The following is a 23,572-nucleotide window of genomic DNA, read 5'->3' on the forward strand; positions in this document are numbered from 1 at the left end:
ACTTTCCTGTGCCCTGTTACTCAGGGTTCCCCTCGGAACAAACTACGTTGCGATGGTACCGCAACTTTGTGAGGCCTGTTTGAAGATCGACATACTCGGTTGCAGCGGAGGCATAGGACCCGGGCTTCAGACTACAACCTTTCTGGTGGATGACAGCCTGCTGGTCGACGCCGGCAGTGGTCTCGGCACTCTCAGCATCGAACAGATGCTGGCGGTACGCAACGTGGTCATCACCCATGCCCATATCGATCATATCCTAGGCCTGCCGCTGATGCTCGCGACTATCTACGATCAGCATATGGAACCGGTCGATGTTTACGCCAGTGAAGCGGTGATCTCCGCGCTCAGGCAGCATATCTTCAACTGGACCATCTGGCCCGACTTCTCCCAGCTCCCGGCACACAGGCCGATTCTGCGCCTGCACAGCATCGAAGAGGACAGCGAGTTCCAGGTTGCAAACTATCGCATCCGCTCGCTACCGGCGGAGCACCCTTCACCGGCCATGGGCTATCTGATCAGCGACGGCAACAGCAGCTTTGCCTTCACCGGAGACTCCGGCTTCCATCCCCCGTTCTGGCACAAGGTCAATGAGTTCCGCCCGCAGCTGCTGATTGTCGATGTCTCCTTTACTGACGATGCGCTCGAGCTGGCCCTGGATAGTGGCCATATGACCGCCGCGCAGCTAAGTGAAGCGATCGCCCTGCTCAGATACTGCCCCCAAGTACGCATCACCCACCTGAAGGCCGGTTTCGAACAGGCGATCAGCGATCAATGCGGTCGCAGCGGGCCAGTAACAGTCAGCCCGCTGCGACATGGGGAAACACTGCATCTCACTAAGGCTGGAGTAATGCAGTCCCGCTGACCGTTATATCGTCGGTTCCGTTGTTACCGCTGGCGCCATAGGAGGAGATGATGGCATCGGCATTGGAGCCCACGAAGGTCATGCTCATCTCACCGGTCATGTTCGGGTAGCTCGCGCAGGGACCGCCGCCCGAACAGGACCCGGACATCAGCAACGTATCACCGCCCACCACCGCACTCAGTGTTTGCGCCGAATCCAACGACAGATTGATTAAGCGGCCATCACTGAACCCGGACAGATCGAGCCGCGCGGCCGTGACTGAATCCGAACCGAAATCCACAGTGACGCTGCCGCTGGTGCTCGTGCCGACCAGACCATTCTCGGTAATCGGATCGGTACCGCCGACGTAGTTGTATACCAACACGCCGGATTTGGCCGAAATCACCGACAGCGGGGTAATTTTGTCGCTGTAGATATAATCGAAATTGAGACTGTCGACCGCCACCCCATTCTCGTTCAGGGAGAAGCCGCCACTCCAGCGACCCCAGTTGACACCCAGCGCACTGCCGCCGGTTTGACTCAGTGTTGCACTGCCACTGTCGAAGGTGCAGGGCTGACAGTCGGTAGCGCTCTCACCCTCGTAATAGATCTTGGTCGGCACGTTGCCCACCCCTCCAACGGTGGAGAGCAGAATCTGATTGTTGCCATCCACTGTCACATCGCCGGAAGAGCCCTTGCTGCCAGTGGCCGTCTGCTCCGTCATTGCCACCAGCACCATCGAACCGGATGGCGCATTGCCGACGAACCCTGCGCTGCTGGTTGATAATGTGCCGCCCGCCGTACTGTCGATCACCTGGGTATCGACCGATGTGGCCAATCCAGGATCCAGCACACCCTCGGTTGCGGTGGTCGAGCTCTCGCCCGTTGTGGCGCTACCGCTCAGTGTCATCTCTGTACTATCACTTGCGGCCTGATCCCCGGTCGTCGAGCTATCCGCACCACTCTGATCGCTGGAGCTCTCGTCACCACTCCCGGATGACGACTGATCTTCACCACTATCTTCGTCAACGGCACCGCCGCCGACGGCGGTATCATCACCATCCGCGACAAAACCGGCTGGCGGCTCGCTGGAAACCCTTACACTGGAACCATCCACCTGCGGCAGGGAGAAGTACTTGCCCTTGGGAATATCTTGGGCATCAGATTGCCCGGACACATGGATTCGCCCATCCAGTACACGTCCGACCAAACCCCGGGGCGCATTGCGCTGGCTGGCACAGCCCGCATCACAGAGTTGCAGCTCGTAATGGGTGCCGCGAATACCGATCGTAGCGACCACGGTACGCACACTGTAATCAGCCCTGTCCTGCTTGCCGATCTGTCCGGTGACCGTGCGCATTCCGCCCTTGAGCAACTCGAATACCGCGCTATCCTGTTCGCGATTCTCCTCATCGAAGCTGTATTCGGCAATACGGAACTCGCTGCTGGACTTCATCGCGACCAGACCGCCATCGGTAAAACGTACTTGCAGCCGACCGCCTGCGCCGGTCCTTAACAGATCGCCATGATAGAGCGGCGACTTGCGCTGCAAAACTCGAGCCTCGCCCTGGGCATCCACGGCTTCCGCCTGGCCGATGGCCAGCAGTACGATACCGACCGGATCCGCTGCCCAAAGGGGTAGCGGAATCATCAGGAATACGGCAAACAGGAGAGCTTTCATCGTTCAACCTTCAAAATTGATAACTCACACCCAACGAAATCTGATGACGCTGATAATCAAGCAGCATCGTATTGGAATCATTGTCACGCCACGCATACTCGGTAAAGGCCCGCGTACGCGGAGACAGTTGCCACTGCAGATCGGCGAGCAACGCCGTATAGCGATCCTCTCGATCGCCTGCGGTCAGCGGTGTCAACAGATAGTAGGGACCCGCGTAATCGCTGTGTTGAAACACCACCGAGGTATTGAGGTTGAGCTGTGTTGACAGGGTCCAGCTGGCACCCAGATAGCCACCGAGAATCGAACGCTCTGCACTGCCGGCGGTGAAGGCATCCTCGTTTCTGGGAGTCTCGCGGCCACGATAGATAGCCGCCTGCAGCAGCGGTTTACCGATAATATCGGGACGCCAGCGAGCCGATAGCCCGGCAAGCGCCATATCGCTATCGCGCGTCCCGGCGCCGTACTCCAACCGACTCCAGTTGGCAAATGCACCGAGGGAAATATCACGGGTCAACGCCTGCTGATACTCGATTGCCGCTCCATAAAGATTTCGATAGGTTTGCGCGTCAAGCAGGTAGCGCTGGCCGTTGACGCGGAACCGCACAGCCCGATCTTCCTGCTGCCAGACCACACCCGTGGCAAGATCCAGACTAAGATTATTCAGACTGTGCAGATCCTGATGCCAACGCCCATCGGCACTGGCGTTGGCAAACCAGCTCCAGTCACCCTCAAGCGGGCGTTGGTGCGTCAGCAATCCGGTCAGTCGGGTAAAGCGATCACCCTGACTGGATACACCAGAAGTTTCGTACGGGTTACCGTAGGCGTCGTACAGCACCAGCGACGAGGCGTCGTCGGGGCCGGCGTTCACGTTGTCGTCGTACCCTACCCGCAGCGATACCGAACGCTGAGTCATGGCGGCTCCCCTTTGCCGGCCAGTTTCGATACGGGCCAGAAAGATCTCGATACGCGCCCTGACATCGCTCGGGGGACTTAACGCCAGCACCTCGTGAAACAGTTGTTCGGCTCTTGCTGACTCGCCAATCAGGAAGTAAGCACGTGCCAGTTCCAGCCGCGCGGCCTGGTGATCAGGCTGTGCCATCAGCACCCGCTCAAAAGCGAAGATCGCTTCATTGGGATGTCCGCTATCGATTGCGGCAATACCATATTGCAGATCGAACGAAGCCAGCCCTTCCAGCTGTTGGCGCTGTTCAAGCGCCAGTGAATACGCCTTCGCGAACTCTCCCCGCTGATTCAGTTGAGTCAATCGCTCTACTTCAGAGCTGGTTTGCGCGCTGACGGGTCCGGCCGCGACGACCAGGGAGAGTATCAGGCCTTTGAATACGGTTGCTTGCACAGCACCCCCAATTGGTGAAGTTCCACTCAGGACAAAGCCGCGGGTAATTCCCGGAATCGAAACAGTTTTATACCTAAATGTCGGCAGATAGCAACCAAAGCCCTGCTATTTTGAGAATGCAACCGGAGACCGTAGAACAGGTAGCGCAGGTGGAAGAGGGAGCGGGGAATTAGAAAATCGACCGAAAACATCACAAGTCGTACAACCTGGAATGCGCGTCGCGCTATTGTGCTTGTATCGTACGAAAGCCTAAAATTGGTGGAGAATTCTGGACAGATTGTGGTCGCGTCCTCTGACACCACGCCCTCATCCAGCGGTTAAACGACCGTCCCAACTTCACGACATGATATAGGTTTTCACTGCCGTCGATCACAATATCGGCGCGCGGCTCAATAGGCTCATAAAATGGAAACAACCACCTTTATCGGCATGCTGGCAGCCGCCTGTACCACTATCTCTTTCCTGCCGCAGGTTATTCAGATACTACGTACGGGTAACGTGGATGGTATCTCATTACAGATGTACTCCATCTTCACCTTCGGTGTAACGATGTGGCTGATCTACGGCATCGCCATTCAGAACCTGCCGATGTTACTCGCCAACCTGGTTACCCTGATTCTGGCCTCGATGGTTCTGGGATTGACGGTATACAAGCGCCATCAACAGCGCAGACAAGCGGCCCTCGAAGCCACTATCGATCAAACCAGCAGTGCGGTGATACTGGACAAGTCTGCTGCCTGATTTTCAGGCTCTAACGGCGTACACGGTTAATCACCCGAATGCACCGGCCGCACCACTCCGCACGCCGCACTGCAATCATGCTCGGCTTTTCCCATTCTGCATCAGACGCACCCAGTAGCGCACGGCAGGCCAGCGGTTGACCAGCATCGCCAGGAAGATCAGCGAACAGCCGACCACCTGCAGCAGGTTCATATGCTCCCCCAGCCACCAGACCGCCATCAAGGCGGCCCAAACCGGCTCCAGGGTCATGATGATCGCCGCATGGCTAGCCGGCGCCAATCCCTGGGCCCGGGTCTGAATCAAAAACCTCAAACTGGTGGCGAGCAGTACGCTGGCGAGGAACCAACCCCATATCTCCAGCGGCTGGTCCAGATTCCAGCTCTCCAGCACGGTCGATACCAGGAAGGTGATACCGCCGGCCACCACCAGCTGGATGGCGGTCAACGGCACCGCCGGCGTGCGGGCGGAGGCCCGGCTGTTGAGAATAAAGGTCAACGAGAAAAACAGTGCCGCGGCGAGGAAGAAGATCTCGCCCCAGCCGATGACAAACTCTGCATCCAGTGACAGACAGGCCATCCCGGTGGCAACAAATGGCAGTGAGTAGAATACGTACCGGTTTGGCCGCTCACCGAACAGCAACCCCACCAACGGCACCATCACCACGCCGAGACTGGTCAGGAAAGCACCAACGCCGACATGACTGGCCAGATGCAAGCCCATAATCCAGAAGGCTATTCCAATACCGAAGAATATTCCCACAGACAGGCTCGCGCGCCACTGATCTGACGAAAGCGCCCGCAGCGATCCGGGACTGAGGCAACCCAGCAATATCCCGGCACTGGTAAAGCGCATGCACATGAACAAGAGCGGCGCAAAGCCGACCAGAGCCTCCTTGGAAAATATCCAACCGGCACCAGCCAAAATGGTCGTCAGGATCAGTAGCAGATCCGCCTTGAGATGATTGGAAAGGACCACGCCTTTCGACTCCTTGTGTAACGGCTCCCCATATCCATCAGCCGACAGTTGCAGCGAACACTCGGCCTCCCACAGATGGCGGCATCGCCACGCCCATCGCGCAGAGAGGCTTTTCATTTTGTTTACCGCAACTTGCAGCGCAAGGGACTGGCGTTCGGCGTCAGAAACGCTTTACTGATATAGAGCAACGAAGATTGGAAAGCCGCCGATTCGGGATTGCAACATCGATCCGGGCTGGCCGATAAATAGATGAATAGTACCGGAAAATTCGCCGGTCGTTCAGTACATCAGTGTGACGAAAGGAGTTTCTATATGGCCAAAATTCGCATCGCGATCAATGGAATGGGACGGATAGGCCGCAACATCGTGCGCGCCCTTTACGAAGGCGGTTACCAAAACCGCATCGAGGTGGTGGCGATCAACGATCTGGGCGACGTAAATATCAACGCACACCTGCTGAAGTACGACTCGGTTCATGGCCGGTTCGGAACCGATGTCCGCATCGACAACGGCAAGCTGGTGGTCGGTAATCAATTGATCGAAAACCTGAGCGAATCCAATCCTGCTCGGCTACCCTGGGCCGAACTCGATATTGACGTGGTCTGCGAATGTACCGGCCGTTTCACCAGCCGCGACAAGGCAGCTGCACATCTTGAGGCCGGCGCCAAGAAAGTACTGCTCTCGGCACCGGGCCAGGGGGTCGATGCCACTCTGGTGTTCGGCATCAACGACGATGCATTGAAACCGGAACACCGGATCGTATCCAACGCCTCCTGTACCACCAACTGTCTGGCCCCGGTCGCCAAGGCGCTCAACGACGAGATCGGCATCGACAGCGGTTTGATGACCACCATCCACGCCTACACCAATGACCAGCACCTGAGCGACCTTTACCACAGCGACCCCTATCGTGCCCGGGCAGCCACCCAATCGATGATCCCGACCAAAACCGGCGCCGCAGCGGCCGTCGGCCTGGTCCTGCCGGAGCTGGATGGTAAGCTCGACGGTATGGCGGTGCGGGTGCCGACCATCAATGTGTCGCTGGTAGACCTGACGTTCCAGGCCGAACGACGCACCAGCGCCGAAGAGGTCAACCGCATCATGTGTGAAGCGGCAGCGGGTCCGATGAAGCGGATACTGGAGATCAACGAGCTGCCACTGGTCTCGGTAGATTTCAACCATACCCCCGCGTCGTCGATCTTCGATACCAACCACACCCGGGTCAACGGCGATCTGGTCAAGGTGATGGCCTGGTACGACAACGAGTGGGGCTTCTCCAACCGGATGCTCGACAACGTATTGGCGCTGATGGCGATCTGACTCCGGCATGAGTCAGGCAACCGACCGCAGCGCCGCGCCTGTCGCCATCAGCACCATCACCGAGGTGCACGGGCCGGTGGTGGTGGTCCGTTGCACTCGCCTGCCGCCGCTGCGCCAGGAGGAGATTACCGAAGATATCGAGGTGCTGCTGCTCAATGCCTCCTGCAGCGAACCAGCACCGGAGGATGATCAGGCGGCCAGATCGAACAGCAGCGCTTCGACAGGGTTATCGGCTTCGATGGTCAAACGGGATTCACCTTCGATGATCGCCCCATCGCCCTCCCGCAGCACCCGGCCGTTCAGCTTCAACTCACCCCGTGCTATCTGCAGGTAATGCACCCGCGCCGTCTGCAGCGGCAGCTCAATCCTCTCTCCGGTGAGCCTGAGCTGATAAATTCGGGCATCCTGATGCACCTTCAACGATCCACTTTCCCCATCCGGCGACACGATCAGGGTTACCCCCTTGGCATCGCTGAAATCCTTCTGCACATAGCTGGGTCGCAGACCCTGTTGCTGCGGACGGATCCAGATCTGCAGGAAGTGCAACGGCGCCTCCGGCTCCGGATTGAACTCGCTGTGCATGATGCCGCTACCTGCACTCATCACCTGCACCTCGCCGGCGTTCAGGCGAGTCCGGTTACCCATGGTATCCCGGTGCTCGATACTGCCATCGAGGATATAGCTGATGATCTCCATATCACGGTGAGGATGGGTTTCGAATCCCGCACCGGGGATCACCCGATCATCGTTTATCACCCGCAGGCTGGATAGGCCCATATGGCGGGGGTCGTAATAGTGGCCAAAGGAGAAGGTGTGACGGCTGTCGAGCCAGTCGATGCGGAACTGTCCCCTCTCCTCTGCCGGTCTTAGCTTGATCATCTCCGTTCTCCTCTGTTTTGACCTGTTAACCGGGGTGCCGGTCAGGCACCCACGTTAGACAGTTTACGATCGATCGACAGTGCACCACCGCCCTGGATCGCCAGCGCCACGGACACCGCCAGCAGCGCCAAGCCGAATTCGTAACCGTTGTTCGCCATGAACAGACCGTTACCTATGTGAACCGAAAGGATCGCCACCAGCATGGTGATCGCCAGCACCGCGGCGGCCGGACGCACCAGCAGACCAAGCAGCAGCGCGATACCGCCGAAGAATTCGGCACTGCCGGCGGCCAGCGCCATCAGGTATCCCGGTTCCAGGCCGATGGAGGCCATCCACTGCCCGGTGCCTTCCAGGCCGTAGCCACCGAAGGCGCCAAACAGTTTCTGTGCGCCATGTGCGGCGAAGATGATCCCGGCCGGGATACGCAGCGCCAGGGAAGACAGGCTGGCGTTGGTTGCGAGCAGTTTTGAAACAGTTGCGTTATTCATGTCAGGCCACCTTTTCAATTCAGTGTGTTTGTTCAGTAAGCTCACTATAATTCCTGACATGAAGAAAAAATAACGGAGATATTTGAGCATTAGCATCAAATAATTTGAACAATGAATTCACCACTGACTCTGGATGCCCTACGTATTCTCGATGCCATCGACCGACGCAAAAGCTTTGCTGCCGCAGCCGAAGAGCTGTACCGCGTACCCTCGGCCATCTCCTACACCATCAACAAGTTGGAGGAGGATCTGGGCGTCAAACTCTTCGATCGCAGTCGACGCAAGGCAGAGCTGACCGCTGTCGGCAGACTGGTGCTCGAACAGGGGCGCAGGATACTGATCGCCAGCGAAGAGCTCACCGTACTCGCACGCCAGGCGGCTGCAGGATGGGAAGCGGAACTTCGTATCTGCGTCGATTCTGCGCTTGGTTTTGACACCGTGTACTCGCTGATTGCGGCGTTCCAGGAGCTGCAACCGCGCACGGAGGTACGGTTGAGCGAGGAGGTAATGGCGGGAGCCTGGGACGCACTCAACGCGCAACGATGCGACCTGGTGATTGGCGCCGCCGGAGATCCGCCCGGCCAGGGTTTCTCTACTCTGCCGCTGGGGGAGCTGGTGTTCGAATTCGCCGTGGCCATGGACCACCCGCTCACCCGGATGCCACAACCCCTGTCGATGGAGCTGATCCGCCAGTATCCCACCGTGGTGGTGGCCGACAGCTCGCGCTATCTGCCTGCGCGCTCTTCGGGGCTTTTGGACGGTCGCAGCCGTATTGTGGTCGATTCACTGCAACACAAGATCGATGTGCAGGCTCGGGGGCTGGGCGTCGGCTACCTGCCGCTGAACCTGATGCAGAAAGAGTTGCAGAACGGCAGTCTGCAGATATTGAAGCTCGCCGAACCCCGAGCGCCGCAAAGCATCTCGGTTGCCTGGCACAGTAGTAACCGGGGTAAGGGGCTGGGGTGGTTTATCGATCAGCTGCGAACCATGCGGTTTGATCGACGCCTGGGACTCATCGCTGGCGAAGCCTGAGAACTATACTGTAGCGGCCTCCTGCTCAGTCAGCTCCACACCCTTCGCATCGACAACATCCCAGAGCGAACAGACGCTCTCCCTGAGTGCCGCTAGTGCCGGTTCCTGCGTGCGCTGTTTCAGCATCACCAGATTCATCGCCAACGAGGGTACGGCGCCATCCCAACACACACCATAGCCTTCTTCAACCGCACGTTCGGCATCATCTTCCCGGATTACCGACAGGCCTACACCGGCGCGTAACAGCGTGCGTATCGCATCCTCGTTATCGCACCAGACGATCTGCCTCGGTAGCGGATTACCCGCCTCGAACAGCGCTTCGAACAGCAGGTAAAAGGGGCAACTTGGCGTGGTATACACCCAGGGGAGGCGCGCGAGATCCGCCAGCGAAGCACCCCTGACCTGTTCCGACCAGGCACTGGGCACAAGGATCCGCATGCCGACATCGCCCAAACGAGTCACCGCCATATCGGCTGCCCGGCAGGGACCGAACATGAAGCCGGCATCCAGCTGATCATGGCGCAGCTCGTGTAGCACCCTGGCGCTGCTGGTCTGCAGAAAATGGGTCACCAGTTGCGGGTGTCGGGACGAGATCAGCTGGTACATCTCACCAACCCGCAGATACTCGTAGTCGGTGTGCATTCCGATGCGCAACTCACCGACCAACTCCTCGCGCAAACGCGAGGCATTTAACTTAAGCTGCTCGGCGGCGTTCAGTGTCAGCCTCGCCTGCTCGTACAACTGCCGACCGGGCTGGGTCAGCAACATCCCCTTCGGGGTGCGCGAGAACAACAGAACCCCCAACTCCTCCTCCAGCGCTTTTATCTGCGCGCTGATCGCCGGTTGACTGGTGAAAAGCGCCTGGGAGGCGCGGGTCAGGTTGCCCTCATCCGCCACTTTGACGAAGGTTTTGAGGTGATAGAGCTCCATCCGTCTTCCTCGCTAGTCCACACGGACTGTTTTTTAATCTTTGCTGGCACTGAGATTAAAGCATAGCGATCCTGTCCACGCTCATCACAAATCCTGAACACCCCCTTTCATACAAACGATTGGATAGGCAATCCCGCACTCCCTAGCCTATGAATCTACACACAAGCGGGAGTGATCATTATGAACAGTGCAATTAAGACTCATGAGCCTGTAAGCGCTCCGCAATCGCGAAACGTCGGGCTCGGCACACGACTGAAACGGCTCATGAAGCTGATCGGCACATGGCACCAGCGCCACCGCCAGCGTGACCAGCTAATGGCGCTGTCGCCCTGGATGCTGAAGGATATCGGAATCAGCCGTACCGACGCGCTTCATGAGGGCGGAAAAGCGTTCTGGAGGGAATAAGAATGACACGGGAGGTGCAAGCGCCAGATAACGCCTGCACCAGCCGCTCTCCGCAATCGGACGAATATCAGGCCCGCAACAACGCCTTGGCCAGTCGCTCCGAGAGCTGCTCTGCGGTGAACTGGGGTTCATTCGGTGGATAGAGCTCATCTTCGATAAAATTGAATCCGTTTTCACGCGCCAACGCGAACAGCTCTTTCATCTTCAGACAGGCTTTAAGCGACTCACCCAGGCCTGCATCGGCCTTGGCTGCATCTGCAAATGCCTTGATATCGGCTACAGACATAGGGGTCTCCTTCATTCACTGACAAATTGAGTTGCGCTCAATATCAGCAAAACTCGGACCAGAGATCAGCGACTGTCAGATCGCCAAAACGCCACCAACATTGTTGCACAAGTAGTTGATAGTTAGGCTTATTACACCTGCACACCCCCTATCCGGATAGCGACCGCGCACCCCCTTGTCAGCTTTACGACAGACAGCCTGTCGGGATAGTAGGGTGGGGTTTCCAACATTTCCCGGATAATCAAAGCGCGCCTCAACAGAGGGTCGATATGCGTACGATCAAGCTGTCAGCTGCGCTTAGGGGTAAAGAGTGAAAGGTTTTCCTCAAATGCCTGTATGGCCAGGGAGAAGGTTTCGGTATCTTGCCTACCCGGCTCACGCACCAGCCGGCGATTGACCAGCTTCAGCGCCCTAAGTACCGCTGCCGGATCCTGCTCCAGTTGCGCAACCCTTAACAGTGCATGGTTCACTGCGCGTCGTACACCGCGGGGCAGATTCGACGGAGTCTCGATCAAGGACTGCATCAGCTCCGTCACCATCTCCAGACGCAGCAGCGTGACGCCCCATTCCGCGGCAGGGAAACGCCTGTCACCGAGCAGGCTGGACCAGCGCACCAGATGCAGCAAGCGGTGGTAGAGACGGATACGCCACCGCTCCCGACTGATACCGCTGGCAGGCTTCAGCGCCATATCACGCAGTTCATGCAGCATCATTCCGCGCATCGAATCGATACGACGCTCGGCGTTAACGGGATAGATCAACCAGTACCCCAGCATCGCGATCAACGGGGCGGATACAACCGCCCCCGCCATCAGCAGGGTATGTTCGAAGCTGCCGGTTAGAGGTAGATGGGGTTGCAACAGCAGCAACAGCACCATGTTGTAGTCCATGCCGGCAAATACGAGTCGGCGGTGCGCGAAGAGCAGCACACCGAGCATGACAAACGGGAAGATTGACAGAATCAACATCAGCTCGCTCTGTGCCTCCGGCCAGATCAGCCAGCGGCAGGTCAGCGCGGCACAGGCGCCCAGCACCTGCCCCAGAAAGACCGAACGCATAGTCGAGACGGGGCTGTCGAAGGTCGAGAACAGTGAGGTCATCACCGCCGTGCCCAGCAACATAAAGGCACCGATCTGAGAACCGGACAGCATCCAGACGGCGCCGACACTGAGCATCAAGGTCAGCGCCCGGATACCGGATTGTCGGGCGCCGGCCCAGTCACGGTGCAAGGTCAGTGGGGTGTCGAGTTTGTCGCGTTGCGCTATAACAGGAGCATCATCAAGCACGCTGGCGAGCGCCAGCAGCCGGGACAGGTTATAGCGCAGCCGGTTCAGGTTCGACTCTTTTTCGCAGAGTTCAATCGCGCAGTTCAGCGCACGCGTGAGCCGCTCAAACTGTCCCTGCTCAATCGCCGCCGTCGCCTCCCCTAATGCGTTGCCGATCGCTTCACCGAGTTCACTGCTCTTCGCCTTGCGACTCCAGATCAGGATCGATACCAGCACCAGTAACAGCAGCCGCAGACGCCGAACCTGTTGCCGCGCACGCGCCGTGCCTAACCCCCGCATCTCCAGAGACGCATCCATTGCCGCAAGCCTGGCAATCAGCCTGTCCCGGTTCGCGGTCGAGAGCTTTGGCCCCGCTTCCAGCCGTGCCGAGAGCAGTTGCAGGACACCCACCGTAATAGCTTTTAATTCGCCACGTTCGTCGCCACCATTGGCAAGCCGGGCAAAAAACCAACTGATCGCGATCGCAACGAATACCCCTACAAAGGCGGTCAACATACGATCGAGTCCCAGCGTCAGAATCTGCTCGTGGTGTGCGGTATCAACCAGCGCCACAAGCGCCGCCGAGTATCCGGCCAGCATACAGCCATAGGTAACAAAGCTGCGGACAAGGTGTGCCGCGAACACACACAACGCGATCCAGAGCGATAGTCCCAGTACCAGCCAGCCAACCTGCCCTGCCGCCAGATAGACCAGCAGAATACCCACCACCGACCCCAACAGCGTTCCAATAAGACGAGCGCTGCTCTTCGCCAACAACTGTCCACGTGTCGGCAGAGCAGTGGCCCACACTGTCATCCCCGCCCACTGCGGATGCTCAAGCCCAAACGACCAGGCCATGGCGATCGCCAGGCACACGGCCACCCCAGTGCGCAACACGAAGGCAAAACGGACGGTGTCGAAGCCCAATCTCGAAAACCAGGTTACACTCATCATCTCCCCCGCTCCTTCGCGATCTCTTCGCCGAGACGCCCCTCGATCAGTTCGATCCAGGACAACATCTGCTCCAACTGCGCATCATCAAGATCGCCCAGCGCCTCCGCCTCCGCCGCCTCCAGTGTCTTGCGGATAGCCCCAACCTGCTTTCTGCCCGACGGGGTCAGATAGAGCTTGCGCGCGCGACGATCCTCCAGATCGGTGCGCCTCTCCAGCAACCCCTTGCGTTCCAAAATGTCGATCAGCCTTACCAGCGTTGAGGTATCGAGCCCTGCCCGTTCAGCCAGCAGCTTTTGGCTGATACCGTCGCCCGACTCTTCCAGATGCATCAGCGGAACCCAGGTCGCATCGGTCAATCCAGCCTCGGCAAGCCTGATGTCGATAAAGCGCCGCCAGCGTCTGGCCAGGGTTACGAAGCGGTAGCCAAACCGGGTACGGGCGGTTCCCTGAACGGTCGAATTGGGCATGGACACCTTTAGTTGTATACAAATAGATTTTATACATATAGTTTGTATTCAAATTATGTGTATATATCGAAGCCGAATTCAAGCCCGGCAGATGCGATCAAAGGGGCGGTTCTTCCAGTGGAAGGGCACGGAGAGACATACACTCCCCGTGAATAAAAGATCGGCGCTAGCTGGACGCATCTCGGGCCGCGTCACTGATCGCTTCGCCCGCTTTCTTCAGATCCTTTCCGGCACCTTCGATGGTGGCGCAGCCAGCCAGATATGACCCAGCGGCCAGGACCAACAGACAGCTGATAAATGAACCGATAATCCGTTTACGCATAACGACTCCTAATCGAATACCCGTATCGGATAATAGCGCCGAACCCGTCGTTCAGCCATTGTCAGCGGGTGGGCGTGCCAGGTAACGGCTGACACGCCCCGATTCTGATAAAGTATGCACCTGTTTACCCTGACGGAACTGCTGATGCCCTTACGTGCAATACTCTTCGACCATGACGGCACCCTGGTCGACTCCGAAGCGACCCACATGCAACTCTGGCGCGAAGTGGTCGCCCCCTATGGTGTCCAGATCAGCGACAGCGATTACTGGCAGCGCATGCTGGGCGTGCCGATGGAACAGAACGCCACTGATATCGTGCAGATGTACGCTTTGGAAGTGGACCCCGAAGCACTGATCAGGGCAAAAATCGACGCCAACGAACGCTTCCTGACAGAACACTGGTTTCCACAGATGCCCGAGGCCAGCCGTATATTGAGCCATCTGTCCCAGAGGTGCCGACTCGCCCTGGTCAGCGGTTCACAGCGCAACTGCGTCGACGCCTCTCTGCATGGGCACGGCTGGCATACGCTGTTCGAGCAGGTGGTGACCGGCGACGATGTGACGCGCAACAAGCCCCATCCCGACGGCTATCTCAAGGCATTGCAGCTGATGCAGCTGGATCCGGAGCTGTGCGTGGCCGTGGAGGATACCGAAGTCGGTGTGCTGGCCGCCCACGATGCAGGCCTTCGCGTAATCGCCATCCGCAACCCTCTCGCCAGCACTCATAACTTCGGTCCTGCAACGGTGGTCGTCGACAGTTTGATTGACGCGGAAGCCTGGATCACTGCGCAGATAAACAATTGACGCTGTTTTGCTCATACCACTCCACCAGATAATCGATAAAGACTCGCGCCTTGGTCGACAGATAGCGGTTCGGCAGATACAGCGCATAGATGCCGGGTGAGGCTGACTGATAATCGTGCAACACCTGCTCCAGTTGCCCTGCAGCCAGCGCGCGATCGACAAGAAAAGAGGTCAGCATCACCACGCCCAAACCTCCGGCTGCCGCCTCCAGCATGGCCGAAGTGTTATTGACCTTCAATCGCCCTCCGACTGCCACGGACTGCACACCATCAGGCCCCTCGAAACTCCAATGGTTATAGTCCGGGTTGGGCAGATAGACGATGCATTCGTGATCGGCCAGATCTGATGGTACCTGAGGCCGCCCTCGACGATGCCAGTATTCAGGCGCCGCGCATACTACGCGTCGGGTCGGTGTTAACAGACGAGCGGCCAGTAGAGACGGCGGATTTCGGGTCACCCGGATGGCGACATCGTACCCCTCCTCTGCCAGATCCACCGGCCGGTCACTGACATCCAGCTCGACCTGCACCTCCGGATAGCGCGCCATGAACCCGACCAGCGCATGCGTCACCTGCTGGGATCCGATGGTGACCGGCGCCGTGACCCTGAGCAGGCCCCGTGGGACCTCGTTAAGATAGGTAACCGCCGCTTCCGCCTCCCTGGCCTCCGAGACGACACGGCTACAATGACGGTAAAACACGCTGCCCGCTTCGGTCAGGCTCAGCCTTCTGGTGGTACGGTTCAGCAGGCGTGCCCCCAACTGCGCTTCCAATGCCGATACCCGTTTACTGACCACCGGCGTCGATATCTCCAGCAACTGCGCCGCAGCCGAAAAGCCATTGGCCTCCACCACGGCAGCAAAAATCGCCATATCGTCCAGCGATATCATTCTCATCACCCAATTAATAACATTTTAGAAAAAATCATTTTCCAATATCACAGATTATATATACATAAGAAACAGATATGCTGTCTCCCTGGATTTCAGGAGAGTTAGGATGTATCGAAGCGAACTGCTGCCGGCAATCGGTTTACTGCTGACCGCCACGGTTTTCTGGGGCGGAATGTTCGACGTTTCAATGACGGCGTTGGCCGCCATGGACGCCTACCATATGACCCTGCTGCGCTTTGCCGGCACTTCCTTGATATTGATGATGATTCTGATGCGTCGTGAAGGCCTTGCCGCGCTGCGCATACGGGGCCGGGTCAGGGATCTGTTCCTGCTGGGCACCCTGGGATTTGCCGGATTCAATCTGCTGGTATTCAACGGGCTGGCACACACCAAGCCCGAGCACGCCGCGGTGATCATGGCACTGCAACCGATGATCGCCGTGCTGCTCACTTGGGTTCTTAACGGCAGCAAACCGCGCCGTTTTACGATGGCAACGGTGGTCATGGCCTTTATCGGTGTCTTTTTCGTGATCACTGGGGGGAATCCGGCGGCCGCGTTCACGGGTGGCGCCGCACTCTGGGATCTGCTGTTCCTGGCCGGCGCCCTGTGTTGGGTTGGCTATACGCTGGGAGCCCAACGTTTCCCGAGCTGGTCACCTTTGCGCTACACCACTATCACAGCGGTGTTTGGAACGCTGGCCATTGCCGCGATCACGGCTCTGGTCGGCATCAACGGCAGCTTGCAGTCGCCGACGTTCGATACGCTGATCTCCCTGCACTGGACCTTTGCCTACCTCCCGAGTTCGACACTTCGAAGACATAAGTATTTGATTCTTATAGAAAGCGCTTAAAAACGCTCCACTACAAGAGGGTCAGATCCCGGCTCGCGGTTGGTTGACTCACCTCCAGCGCCTTGAAGATCGACAGCTGTTCCGCACTCATCGTCGAGATGCCGTTGAACGCGGCATGGTTCAGCTTTGCCTGGTGATACTGGATCCGGCGCAGCTGTTCCAGCGCCCGCGTGGGCGAGTAGTCGGAGCCGGCCGCCTTCAGGCGCATCCGCATCACCCGGTGCAGCACCAGTGCCATAAAGCAGATCATCGCATGCGCCCGGATCCGGTCCGGCAGCCGGTGGTAGACCGGTCCGATCTCGATGTCGGATTTCAGCACCCTGAAGCCGCGTTCGATATCGGCCAGCGACTTGTAGCGCTGCACGATCTGCTCGGCCGACAGATCCGGTACGTTGGTGACCAACAGCAGTTTGCCATCCATCAGGCGTGCCCGCTGCAGGGCCTGTTCATCGATGTCGTAACTGAACAGCGGGCTGTTCAGGTCCACCCGGACGATACGGCTCAGCCCCCGGTCGCTGACCTCCTTGTACAGCGTCGCCGTCGCACCGCCGTCCGAGAGCTTGCGCCCCCGTGTCTTCCGACCTTCGTCCTGGGCGTCCAGCTTGCGGGCCAGTCGGTCGGCCTCCTGCTCCAGTGACCGCAGCTCGGCATCGCGTGCCGCCGTCTGCTCGGCGGCACGCTGCGGGTCATGTGCGACCACCAGACGCTGACCCTGCCACTGCGACTCGGTGATCACCTCGGCGGTAGCGTCGCTGAACCGGGCCTGCTGCAACGGCTCCAGGATCGCTTCGAAGTCGGCGTAGCGACGCCCCGGTACCGCCAGGATGAACTCCAGCGGGGTTCCGCCGGGCAGGCGGATCCGCTGCAACTCCTCAAGGTTATCAACCGACAGCAGACCGCGGTCGGCGACCACGATCACCCGCTTGACCGGGAAGCGTTGCACGATGGTCTCCAGCGTCGGCTGCAGGGTCTTCACTTCGGCGGTATTGCCTTCGAACACCTCATGGTAGAGCGGCAGGCCGTCGGCGGTCTGGACCATGCCGAGCATCACCTGGCGACGGATACCGCCGTCCTTGGAGCGCCCGTATTGTCTGAGTTCGTCGACCTGTTCGGTCAGCCCCTCGGTACGGATGGTGGTCATGTCATAGAACACCACCGACAGTTCCTGATCCACCAGGGGACGGAGCAACCCGGTCAGCGCGTCATTGACGGCGGTCTGATGACGGCAGAGGGCATCCATGGCGCGCAGCAGATGCTGATGGTCGACCTTGCCGACACCGCTCATGCCGGGCAGACAGACCGTCTCCAGCCAGCGCAGCACGCCGAGCTTGGAGTCGGGCGCGGTCAGTCGGTTGATCACCATGATGCGGATCAGCGCTTCCACCGGCAGGCTGTAGCGGGTGTCGCGAAACACCTTGCGCAGCTGATCGAAGCCGAGCGCATCCCAGAGCTGGGTCAATGCCCAGACATCGCCGAGCGAGCGGGAGGGCTCAAAGGCGATATCGGGCTTGTCGGGCAGGGTGCGTCCCGTGACGCGACACAGCCCGTCGATGACCGCCTCCAGCTCCTCGTCGAGCTTGTCCAGTCGGCCGAGCGTGGCGACGGTGCGTTGTTTGGGGCGGCCGTTGTCGTCCCGGTAGGCTTCTACCAGTTGGACGTACTTGCGCGGACCCGAGGTGGTGACTTTGACAAACATGCCATGACTATATCACGACAATATCCGTTATAAAACAGGATTGTTATCCACATACGTGCCATTACATTATTTTCGGCGCACTAGAAGCTAAGGTATTGTTTTTACAGGGTCGTAGATCGGAAATAGGGCTCGATTTTGTGGATAAGTGTCGAACCCGGGCTACCTGATCATTGCCGGTGGCGTGGTGGCGGTGTTGAGCTGGAATAGCGGTATCAGAAAGATCGGTCCGGTCAACGGTGTGCTGTTTATCAACTTCGTTCCGATCACCGCGTTCAGTATTGGTCTAGCCCAGGGACGAGCGTTCAGCAGTGCTGAAATTTTCGGCGCATCGCTGGTGATTCTGGCGCTGGTGAGCAACAACCTCTACCTGCGCAGGGCCGCGTCCGTAACACTGCCGGTCAGCCCGATCGCGACCTGTAAGAGCTGATCGAAATTGAACGGATCCGGGTGATTCAAACGCCTCCACCCCCTGATTAAAAATTATGCAAAACGGCGCAAATATTGCTTTGCGCCAACTCGAACTGGCCTTAATATCGCGGCGTGTTTCTAAATTGACCGCCGCCACATGAACATCATCTCTTTCGACGCTCTGCGTACCCTGCACCTGCCCAATGTGCGCTACATCAAACCCGAACGTATGTTCGCGCACCTGGACGAGATCAGAGACGCCGACTGGATACTCTTTCCGGAATACTGGCAGATCAACGCACTGGTACATGGGCTGAAGAAGAGAATTTTCCCGAGCCTGGCCACCTATATGATCGGACACGACAAGGTCGAGATGACCCGCGCCTTCATGACCGTGATCCCCGGCAACCACCCCTACACGGAGATCGCCGCCAACACGCCGACCGAAGCGGACCGGCTGCTGGACCGCATGTACTACCCCTTCGTGGCCAAGATACCGAAAAGCAGCATGGGTAACGGCGTGTTCCTGATCGACAACCCTATCCAGTGGCAGGAGTACTGTCAGCGTTCCGACGTGCTCTATGTACAGGAGTATCTACCGATCGATCGCGACCTGCGTATCGTCTGGGTCGGCGGCAAGGTGATCGGTGGCTACTGGCGGCTGCAGGCGGAAAAGGGGTTCTACAACAATATCAGCCAGGGCGGACAGGTAGAGGTTTCACTGGTACCGAAAGAGGCGATGGAGCTGGTTGAGCACGTCGCTAACAGTCTGGATATCAACCACGGCGGTTTCGATGTCGCCATGGTCGGCTCGGTGCCCTATATGATCGAGTTCAATCGCATGTTTGGCAACCAGGGCATTCCAAACCTGCAGCAAAACAGCGATAGCGCGATTCTGGAGTATCTGGAGCAACACCGGCAGGTCGACTTCGAACCACTGGAACCGACCCCGACGGTCGCCGTTTAGGCTCAAGTGCGGCCTTGCCACTCCGGCAAGGCTGGCAGAATCTTCTCGAAAAACAGACGCCCCTTGGGAAAGGTTCGGTCAAGAGCCGGAAACTCATCGGGCCGAATCCACTGCACCGCCGCGACCTCAGCCCTCTCCGGCCGCAACGACCCGCCCTCCGGCTCAGCCAGCCACCAGTAGAGGCGATAATCCGCGCCATCCGCCATACACTCCCAGACCAGACGCACCGGACGCACGGTCAACCCCAGCTCTTCCCACGCCTCACGTACTACCGCCGCGGCCTGGTCCTCACCCACCTGCACCTTGCCCGCCGGCGGCGACCAGTAACCCGCACCCGCCACGCGTTTACTGCGCCGAATCACCAATACCCGGCCGTCCTCGACAATGACAACAACAACAGCGATACCGTTACCCTGCCTGTCCTGTTGAGTTGTCATAATCAGATACACCCAGGCTCAAGAGCCTTTGGAGAAAAGCTTCAGCAACAAGCGTTCCGATTCCCGCAGCCCTGCTTCGGTCAGTAATACCGACTTTGCCTTACCGATCGGATCCCCTATCAGGCCCTTCTCATGAAGCCTGTTCATCGCCCCCCAATCGAACGACTTCCAGGCACGGTTACCGTCATGCAGTGTCAAATGCAGCAGGGCCAGCACCGCATCGTCGATCTTGTCCTCATCTAATTTCATAGTCTCAGCCTTTGAGTGATAAAGCCATTTCTCAGCGTCGAACTGGCCGATCTCCTGATTCAACTCCTCGGAAAAATAGAGCTTTATTTTCTTTACAATGACCTCAGTTTAATCCTTCGAAAACTCAATTTCAGACATAATCCACCCAATCTATTGATTACCGAACACGCTTCAAACACCTTAACTCCGATTTCCTCGCCACAACGCAAATCGAATCCGTCCCCGGTTCATAAATCCAGGTTAAGATAGGCGTCTACTTTACGGGGGAAGGTTTCTCCCAGCCCGATTGCGGGCGACTTGAATTATTGCTATGTAACGAGATCTCACTCCCGACCCTCTTTATATTGAGGAAGATCATCGATTATTTCATACCAGTTACATTTGTATTCTGTATAAATGTGTGCATCAATATTTACTGGAATATCTTCATCAAACAGTGCTAAAGACAACTCGATGTACGGCAACGCATTGCCTTTGCTCCGAAAGCCAATACTCGAACCGCAATCAGAACAAAATGTTCGGATGGTACCATTAGGTGCGACATAATCTTTGAGCAGTTCCTGGCCTGATAACCAAGTTAAGCCTTTGACTTGGGATAGTGTACCAAAAGCAGCACCATGAAATTTTCGACACATTGAACAGTGGCAATTTGCGATATGTTCTTTAAATCCGGACACATCAAAAGTGACCTGGCCACATAAACAACTCCCTTTGTAATTAGCACTCATGACGAGATCCTCCGGATGTTACATAACGCCGCCAACAGGCGACCATTTGTAGTGGAGCCAAAGGCGGAACGGAAAATTGGTCGCCCTGCTTGGCTTGGTTAGGGCTATTGGTATATAGTTGTACGGTATTACCGTACATAAAGGTAGCCTTATGGACACAATCAGTGTAAACAAATTTAGAGACAACCTTAAAAGTGTTGTAGAACAAGTAGTTAGCCGACACGAACCCCTCAAGGTAACACGGCGTGCTGGCGAGGCTTTCGTCGTGATGAGCGCTGACGACTGGGAACGAGAGCAGGAAACCCTTCACGTGCTCCAAAGCAAAAACCTCATGCAACAGATTGCCGACTCTCTTGAAACCCACACCCGTGGGCAGGGCTACAAACCGACTGACGAGCAAATGAATGAGATCACTGGTGTTTGAGGGTAATACCTGGGAAGCGTATGAAACCATGCGCGAAAAGGACAAGCGATTGCACAAAGCTTTATGCAAACTGCTCAAAGAAATGCTCCGGTCCGATGATCCTTCATTGGGCTTGGGGAAACCAGAACCACTCAAACACAACCTATCAGGGCTATGGTCCAAGCGGATATCCCAGAAGGACCGGCTTATATATCGATTTGATGATAAATCCATTTATATCTTCGCTATTGGTGGACACTACGATCAGCCCTAACGCTGCGTTAAAGGGCCGAAAAAAGCGTAGCTTTTGAGGTCCCAGTGAGCAAAGCGAACGTTTTTCAACGTTTTGTTAGGGTATTATAGCCGCTAAGGCGGGTAAAAATGGAGCAACGACAGGGCCATATACTTGAATGTGATCAGACAATATAGACATAAATTTATTATATTTTTCTTTAAAGCTACCTGTTCCCTGGGCATCTCTCATTTCTTCAACTGAACCTACAATTTTCTCTCTAGATTCATTACTTCCATTGACTTTCGAGATAGCGATGAGAAGTTCATTAAACATTTCATTATTTTCATTACTTATCGCATGCTGTTTGAAATTACTACTACCTGTGGCAACATTCTGCACGTTACCAGATATATAAGTATGAAAAACTTGTTGAACTTTTTCTTCTGCTACTGGCTGCGAATTTATGGGGGCATCACCTGCTTCTGGATCCTCTGACTCAATCTCTAATACAAAATTTAATACCCGACTTCTAATCATATCTAAAATACCCACTAACGCATTAACGGGTATAACTTTCCATGCCTGCATGCAATTATAACCTTGGTAAATTCCCATACCAAAGTGCGCAGTAACATCAGCTGACCATGGTTCTTGTACAGTGCCGCCATCTGAATCATTGATCAGGGATTCAATCGATGAAATTGGTTGAGCCAAATATGAAGTAAATAGTACTTCCCTAAACTCTTTAGGAATGCATCGGCTCGGAATGTCAGCATTATGCATTGCTGAACCAGCATAGCCAGAGAAACTACCCTTACATCCAACAGACATCACTCGGTATTCAGGTAAATCATCTTTATTAGAGTAACCATTTAGCTCATTCTCTACCCAGTACTTTAACTCAGCACTTCCTAAGCGCGCTGCTAATATCTTACATTTCCTGAGAAGAGTTCCTATTGGCTCTTTAGCATCTACTGCTGAGCTCTGTATATCTCTTAAAAGTGACATTTATACTCCATATTCCCTAACAGACCTATTAGGTTTTTATACATCGCTGGAAATCGTTTCTATCGATGTAATTCGAGAACAGAGGATCTTAATTTCGTTAAGTGGTAAGTGTCCCATGTTATCTTGAATAAAATCGAATATGATGGGTATTTCATAATCAGACTTAACAAATATGTACTTCACGTCATTCGGAAGAAATTTCAGTGCCTGAGTCTCAACTTCAGAATTCTTCTTATCGCGACGTTCCTCGAAATTTTTATGAAGTATAAGGTCATATCCTTTAGGAACATATCGCCATTCGTTTTCTTGATAGAAGTCTTTTTCTACTGCCTCCCCACCAACCAGCATCTCACCTTTGATTGGTTTTGTTAGACAAAGAATACGGTCGAAATGTTTGCACAAAACAATTTTATATTCCTCGGCTATATCAGGCAATTTATCTGCTAATTCAACCGAGGTTAAATCATTTATAAAATCTGTCACGGCTCCAGAATTTGGTGCATAAATCAGCGGCTCTAGGCTATTTCGGCTACCCCAATCTCTTGTCATTCCTATACCATATTCACCATAGAACGAGGTGTGTTCACTGATACGCGAAATCGGTATATCGCAAAAGCAAGACATCGGAAACGCTATGTAATCTATCCCAAGGTAGCGCGTGTCTTCCAAACAGTATCGGGGCTTAAACCCGTTTTCTAGAATCCCCTTAAGAAACTCAATTGATTTGGTAAAGTGAAAAAGACTTTCCGCCTTTGGTCCCATATGTCTACTATTCCCCTAATATTCCTGAGGTGAGCCTAAGTAAACCTAACGCCGCACACAGGGGCGGCCAAAAAAGCGCAGCGTTTTGGACGTCCCAGCGACCAACGGGAGCGACTGCTGTGCCTTGTTATATTTTGAGAATTTCACTAAAAAACCGTGATGTCCATAGTAAAACTTCTGGATTTGAGTTTGT

Annotated in this window: 28 protein-coding genes; 11 read left to right on the forward strand and 17 right to left on the reverse strand. The window is 56.1% G+C overall.

The window, feature by feature from the left end; all coding sequences use genetic code 11:
* Positions 1 to 52: 52 nt before the first annotated feature.
* Complete coding sequence (locus KQ940_RS08195; RefSeq protein WP_246589871.1) at positions 53 to 862, forward strand: 3',5'-cyclic-nucleotide phosphodiesterase; 810 nt, start codon at positions 53 to 55, stop codon at positions 860 to 862.
* Here KQ940_RS08195 and KQ940_RS08200 read toward each other — a convergent pair.
* Together KQ940_RS08200 and KQ940_RS08205 are read right to left on the reverse strand one after the other, a co-directional pair.
* Positions 834 to 2,522: a FecR domain-containing protein gene (locus tag KQ940_RS08200; RefSeq protein ID WP_217412947.1), complete on the reverse strand. Its 1,689-nt coding sequence runs from the start codon at positions 2,520 to 2,522 to the stop codon at positions 834 to 836. The genes KQ940_RS08195 and KQ940_RS08200 overlap by 29 nt on opposite strands.
* A gap of 10 nt (positions 2,523 to 2,532) precedes the next feature.
* Positions 2,533 to 3,876: a surface lipoprotein assembly modifier gene (locus tag KQ940_RS08205; protein ID WP_217412948.1), complete on the reverse strand. Its 1,344-nt coding sequence runs from the start codon at positions 3,874 to 3,876 to the stop codon at positions 2,533 to 2,535.
* A gap of 405 nt (positions 3,877 to 4,281) precedes the next feature.
* Here KQ940_RS08205 and KQ940_RS08210 point away from each other — a divergent pair, with 405 nt between their 5' ends.
* Complete coding sequence (locus KQ940_RS08210; protein WP_217412949.1) at positions 4,282 to 4,617, forward strand: SemiSWEET transporter; 336 nt, start codon at positions 4,282 to 4,284, stop codon at positions 4,615 to 4,617.
* Between the two features lie 75 nt (positions 4,618 to 4,692).
* On the opposite strand, the gene KQ940_RS08215 is transcribed toward KQ940_RS08210, so the two are convergent.
* Positions 4,693 to 5,592, reverse strand: coding sequence for a DMT family transporter (locus tag KQ940_RS08215; RefSeq protein WP_343222635.1), 900 nt, complete (start codon positions 5,590 to 5,592; stop codon positions 4,693 to 4,695).
* A gap of 312 nt (positions 5,593 to 5,904) precedes the next feature.
* Between KQ940_RS08215 and gap the strand changes: the two genes are divergently transcribed.
* Positions 5,905 to 6,912 carry a type I glyceraldehyde-3-phosphate dehydrogenase gene (gene gap / locus KQ940_RS08220; protein ID WP_217412952.1) on the forward strand — a complete coding sequence of 336 codons (1,008 nt, stop codon included), beginning with the start codon at positions 5,905 to 5,907 and terminating at the stop codon, positions 6,910 to 6,912.
* A gap of 189 nt (positions 6,913 to 7,101) precedes the next feature.
* Here the strand turns inward: gap and KQ940_RS08225 are convergent, their stop codons facing one another.
* A complete protein-coding gene (locus tag KQ940_RS08225) occupies positions 7,102 to 7,791 on the reverse strand; it encodes a pirin family protein (RefSeq protein WP_217412953.1) in 690 nt (229 codons plus the stop codon).
* Between the two features lie 41 nt (positions 7,792 to 7,832).
* Positions 7,833 to 8,279: a DoxX family protein gene (locus KQ940_RS08230; RefSeq protein ID WP_217412954.1), complete on the reverse strand. Its 447-nt coding sequence runs from the start codon at positions 8,277 to 8,279 to the stop codon at positions 7,833 to 7,835.
* Between the two features lie 111 nt (positions 8,280 to 8,390).
* Between KQ940_RS08230 and KQ940_RS08235 the strand changes: the two genes are divergently transcribed.
* Positions 8,391 to 9,311 (forward strand): LysR family transcriptional regulator, encoded by a 921-nt coding sequence (locus tag KQ940_RS08235; RefSeq protein WP_217412955.1) that lies wholly within the window; start codon positions 8,391 to 8,393, stop codon positions 9,309 to 9,311.
* Between the two features lie 3 nt (positions 9,312 to 9,314).
* Here the strand turns inward: KQ940_RS08235 and KQ940_RS08240 are convergent, their stop codons facing one another.
* Entirely contained in the window at positions 9,315 to 10,241 is a 927-nt protein-coding gene (locus KQ940_RS08240) for a LysR family transcriptional regulator (RefSeq protein WP_217412956.1), read from the reverse strand.
* A 180-nt stretch (positions 10,242 to 10,421) separates the two neighbouring features.
* Between KQ940_RS08240 and KQ940_RS22695 the strand changes: the two genes are divergently transcribed.
* Positions 10,422 to 10,646: a DUF1127 domain-containing protein gene (locus KQ940_RS22695; RefSeq protein WP_246589872.1), complete on the forward strand. Its 225-nt coding sequence runs from the start codon at positions 10,422 to 10,424 to the stop codon at positions 10,644 to 10,646.
* Between the two features lie 67 nt (positions 10,647 to 10,713).
* Here the strand turns inward: KQ940_RS22695 and KQ940_RS08250 are convergent, their stop codons facing one another.
* The 4 genes from KQ940_RS08250 to KQ940_RS08265 all read right to left on the reverse strand — a co-directional run bounded on the left by KQ940_RS08250 (position 10,714) and on the right by KQ940_RS08265 (position 13,940).
* Positions 10,714 to 10,932: a Nif11-like leader peptide family natural product precursor gene (locus tag KQ940_RS08250; RefSeq protein WP_217412957.1), complete on the reverse strand. Its 219-nt coding sequence runs from the start codon at positions 10,930 to 10,932 to the stop codon at positions 10,714 to 10,716.
* 287 nt (positions 10,933 to 11,219) lie between these two features.
* Positions 11,220 to 13,151 (reverse strand): FUSC family protein, encoded by a 1,932-nt coding sequence (locus KQ940_RS08255; protein WP_217412958.1) that lies wholly within the window; start codon positions 13,149 to 13,151, stop codon positions 11,220 to 11,222.
* The gene (locus KQ940_RS08260) at positions 13,148 to 13,618 is read right to left on the reverse strand and encodes a MarR family winged helix-turn-helix transcriptional regulator (protein WP_217412959.1); all 471 of its coding nucleotides are present in this window, start codon (positions 13,616 to 13,618) and stop codon (positions 13,148 to 13,150) included. Before KQ940_RS08260 ends, KQ940_RS08255 begins: the two co-directional genes overlap by 4 nt.
* 166 nt (positions 13,619 to 13,784) lie before the next feature.
* Positions 13,785 to 13,940, reverse strand: a complete 156-nt coding sequence (locus tag KQ940_RS08265; protein ID WP_217412960.1) for an entericidin A/B family lipoprotein — start codon at positions 13,938 to 13,940, stop codon at positions 13,785 to 13,787.
* 114 nt (positions 13,941 to 14,054) lie between these two features.
* On the opposite strand from KQ940_RS08265, the gene KQ940_RS08270 reads away from it, so the two are divergent.
* A complete protein-coding gene (locus KQ940_RS08270; RefSeq protein WP_217412961.1) occupies positions 14,055 to 14,744 on the forward strand; it encodes an HAD family hydrolase in 690 nt (229 codons plus the stop codon).
* Here the strand turns inward: KQ940_RS08270 and KQ940_RS08275 are convergent.
* Positions 14,722 to 15,633 (reverse strand): LysR family transcriptional regulator, encoded by a 912-nt coding sequence (locus tag KQ940_RS08275; protein WP_217412962.1) that lies wholly within the window; start codon positions 15,631 to 15,633, stop codon positions 14,722 to 14,724. The two genes, KQ940_RS08270 and KQ940_RS08275, sit on opposite strands and share 23 nt — an antisense overlap.
* A gap of 109 nt (positions 15,634 to 15,742) precedes the next feature.
* Between KQ940_RS08275 and KQ940_RS08280 the strand changes: the two genes are divergently transcribed.
* Positions 15,743 to 16,486, forward strand: coding sequence for a DMT family transporter (locus KQ940_RS08280; protein ID WP_217412963.1), 744 nt, complete (start codon positions 15,743 to 15,745; stop codon positions 16,484 to 16,486).
* Positions 16,487 to 16,496: 10 nt separating this feature from the next.
* Here the strand turns inward: KQ940_RS08280 and KQ940_RS08285 are convergent, their stop codons facing one another.
* Complete coding sequence (locus tag KQ940_RS08285; RefSeq protein WP_217412964.1) at positions 16,497 to 18,182, reverse strand: IS1634 family transposase; 1,686 nt, start codon at positions 18,180 to 18,182, stop codon at positions 16,497 to 16,499.
* A gap of 145 nt (positions 18,183 to 18,327) precedes the next feature.
* Between KQ940_RS08285 and KQ940_RS08290 the strand changes: the two genes are divergently transcribed.
* Entirely contained in the window at positions 18,328 to 18,609 is a 282-nt protein-coding gene (locus KQ940_RS08290) for a hypothetical protein (RefSeq protein WP_217412965.1), read from the forward strand.
* A 138-nt stretch (positions 18,610 to 18,747) separates the two neighbouring features.
* The gene (locus tag KQ940_RS08295) at positions 18,748 to 19,557 is read left to right on the forward strand and encodes an ATP-grasp domain-containing protein (protein WP_217412966.1); all 810 of its coding nucleotides are present in this window, start codon (positions 18,748 to 18,750) and stop codon (positions 19,555 to 19,557) included.
* Positions 19,558 to 19,559: 2 nt separating this feature from the next.
* On the opposite strand, the gene KQ940_RS08300 is transcribed toward KQ940_RS08295, so the two are convergent.
* The 3 genes from KQ940_RS08300 to KQ940_RS08310 form a co-directional block, all read right to left on the reverse strand.
* Positions 19,560 to 19,994: an NUDIX hydrolase gene (locus tag KQ940_RS08300; RefSeq protein ID WP_217412967.1), complete on the reverse strand. Its 435-nt coding sequence runs from the start codon at positions 19,992 to 19,994 to the stop codon at positions 19,560 to 19,562.
* A gap of 18 nt (positions 19,995 to 20,012) precedes the next feature.
* Positions 20,013 to 20,306, reverse strand: coding sequence for a DUF6429 family protein (locus KQ940_RS08305; RefSeq protein ID WP_217412969.1), 294 nt, complete (start codon positions 20,304 to 20,306; stop codon positions 20,013 to 20,015).
* Between the two features lie 260 nt (positions 20,307 to 20,566).
* Entirely contained in the window at positions 20,567 to 20,971 is a 405-nt protein-coding gene (locus KQ940_RS08310) for a GFA family protein (protein ID WP_217412971.1), read from the reverse strand.
* Positions 20,972 to 21,122: 151 nt separating this feature from the next.
* On the opposite strand from KQ940_RS08310, the gene KQ940_RS08315 reads away from it, so the two are divergent.
* Both KQ940_RS08315 and KQ940_RS08320 read left to right on the forward strand, forming a co-directional pair.
* The gene (locus KQ940_RS08315; RefSeq protein WP_217412972.1) at positions 21,123 to 21,395 is read left to right on the forward strand and encodes a type II toxin-antitoxin system Phd/YefM family antitoxin; all 273 of its coding nucleotides are present in this window, start codon (positions 21,123 to 21,125) and stop codon (positions 21,393 to 21,395) included.
* 28 nt (positions 21,396 to 21,423) lie between these two features.
* A complete protein-coding gene (locus tag KQ940_RS08320; protein ID WP_246589899.1) occupies positions 21,424 to 21,648 on the forward strand; it encodes a Txe/YoeB family addiction module toxin in 225 nt (74 codons plus the stop codon).
* Between the two features lie 75 nt (positions 21,649 to 21,723).
* Here KQ940_RS08320 and KQ940_RS08325 read toward each other — a convergent pair whose 3' ends face one another.
* Positions 21,724 to 22,617, reverse strand: a complete 894-nt coding sequence (locus KQ940_RS08325) for an AbiTii domain-containing protein (protein ID WP_217412975.1) — start codon at positions 22,615 to 22,617, stop codon at positions 21,724 to 21,726.
* Between the two features lie 36 nt (positions 22,618 to 22,653).
* Entirely contained in the window at positions 22,654 to 23,379 is a 726-nt protein-coding gene (locus tag KQ940_RS08330) for an abortive infection system antitoxin AbiGi family protein (RefSeq protein WP_217412976.1), read from the reverse strand.
* Between the last annotated feature and the right edge of the window lie 193 nt (positions 23,380 to 23,572).

This window comes from Marinobacterium ramblicola, from assembly GCF_019084545.1.
Lineage (GTDB): Bacteria > Pseudomonadota > Gammaproteobacteria > Pseudomonadales > Balneatricaceae > Marinobacterium_D > Marinobacterium_D ramblicola.

Coding starts and splice junctions, on each gene's coding strand:
- KQ940_RS08195 (WP_246589871.1), top strand. CDS start 53: ATGGTACCGCAACTTTGTGAGGCCTGTTTGAAGATCGACATACTCGGT.
- KQ940_RS08200 (WP_217412947.1), bottom strand. CDS start 2,522: ATGAAAGCTCTCCTGTTTGCCGTATTCCTGATGATTCCGCTACCCCTT.
- KQ940_RS08210 (WP_217412949.1), top strand. CDS start 4,282: ATGGAAACAACCACCTTTATCGGCATGCTGGCAGCCGCCTGTACCACT.
- gap (WP_217412952.1), top strand. CDS start 5,905: ATGGCCAAAATTCGCATCGCGATCAATGGAATGGGACGGATAGGCCGC.
- KQ940_RS08225 (WP_217412953.1), bottom strand. CDS start 7,791: ATGATCAAGCTAAGACCGGCAGAGGAGAGGGGACAGTTCCGCATCGAC.
- KQ940_RS08230 (WP_217412954.1), bottom strand. CDS start 8,279: ATGAATAACGCAACTGTTTCAAAACTGCTCGCAACCAACGCCAGCCTG.
- KQ940_RS08235 (WP_217412955.1), top strand. CDS start 8,391: ATGAATTCACCACTGACTCTGGATGCCCTACGTATTCTCGATGCCATC.
- KQ940_RS08240 (WP_217412956.1), bottom strand. CDS start 10,241: ATGGAGCTCTATCACCTCAAAACCTTCGTCAAAGTGGCGGATGAGGGC.
- KQ940_RS22695 (WP_246589872.1), top strand. CDS start 10,422: ATGAACAGTGCAATTAAGACTCATGAGCCTGTAAGCGCTCCGCAATCG.
- KQ940_RS08250 (WP_217412957.1), bottom strand. CDS start 10,932: ATGTCTGTAGCCGATATCAAGGCATTTGCAGATGCAGCCAAGGCCGAT.
- KQ940_RS08255 (WP_217412958.1), bottom strand. CDS start 13,151: ATGATGAGTGTAACCTGGTTTTCGAGATTGGGCTTCGACACCGTCCGT.
- KQ940_RS08260 (WP_217412959.1), bottom strand. CDS start 13,618: ATGCCCAATTCGACCGTTCAGGGAACCGCCCGTACCCGGTTTGGCTAC.
- KQ940_RS08265 (WP_217412960.1), bottom strand. CDS start 13,940: ATGCGTAAACGGATTATCGGTTCATTTATCAGCTGTCTGTTGGTCCTG.
- KQ940_RS08270 (WP_217412961.1), top strand. CDS start 14,055: ATGCACCTGTTTACCCTGACGGAACTGCTGATGCCCTTACGTGCAATA.
- KQ940_RS08275 (WP_217412962.1), bottom strand. CDS start 15,633: ATGATATCGCTGGACGATATGGCGATTTTTGCTGCCGTGGTGGAGGCC.
- KQ940_RS08280 (WP_217412963.1), top strand. CDS start 15,743: ATGTATCGAAGCGAACTGCTGCCGGCAATCGGTTTACTGCTGACCGCC.
- KQ940_RS08285 (WP_217412964.1), bottom strand. CDS start 18,182: ATGTTTGTCAAAGTCACCACCTCGGGTCCGCGCAAGTACGTCCAACTG.
- KQ940_RS08295 (WP_217412966.1), top strand. CDS start 18,748: ATGAACATCATCTCTTTCGACGCTCTGCGTACCCTGCACCTGCCCAAT.
- KQ940_RS08300 (WP_217412967.1), bottom strand. CDS start 19,994: ATGACAACTCAACAGGACAGGCAGGGTAACGGTATCGCTGTTGTTGTT.
- KQ940_RS08310 (WP_217412971.1), bottom strand. CDS start 20,971: ATGAGTGCTAATTACAAAGGGAGTTGTTTATGTGGCCAGGTCACTTTT.
- KQ940_RS08315 (WP_217412972.1), top strand. CDS start 21,123: ATGGACACAATCAGTGTAAACAAATTTAGAGACAACCTTAAAAGTGTT.
- KQ940_RS08320 (WP_246589899.1), top strand. CDS start 21,424: ATGCGCGAAAAGGACAAGCGATTGCACAAAGCTTTATGCAAACTGCTC.
- KQ940_RS08325 (WP_217412975.1), bottom strand. CDS start 22,617: ATGTCACTTTTAAGAGATATACAGAGCTCAGCAGTAGATGCTAAAGAG.
- KQ940_RS08330 (WP_217412976.1), bottom strand. CDS start 23,379: ATGGGACCAAAGGCGGAAAGTCTTTTTCACTTTACCAAATCAATTGAG.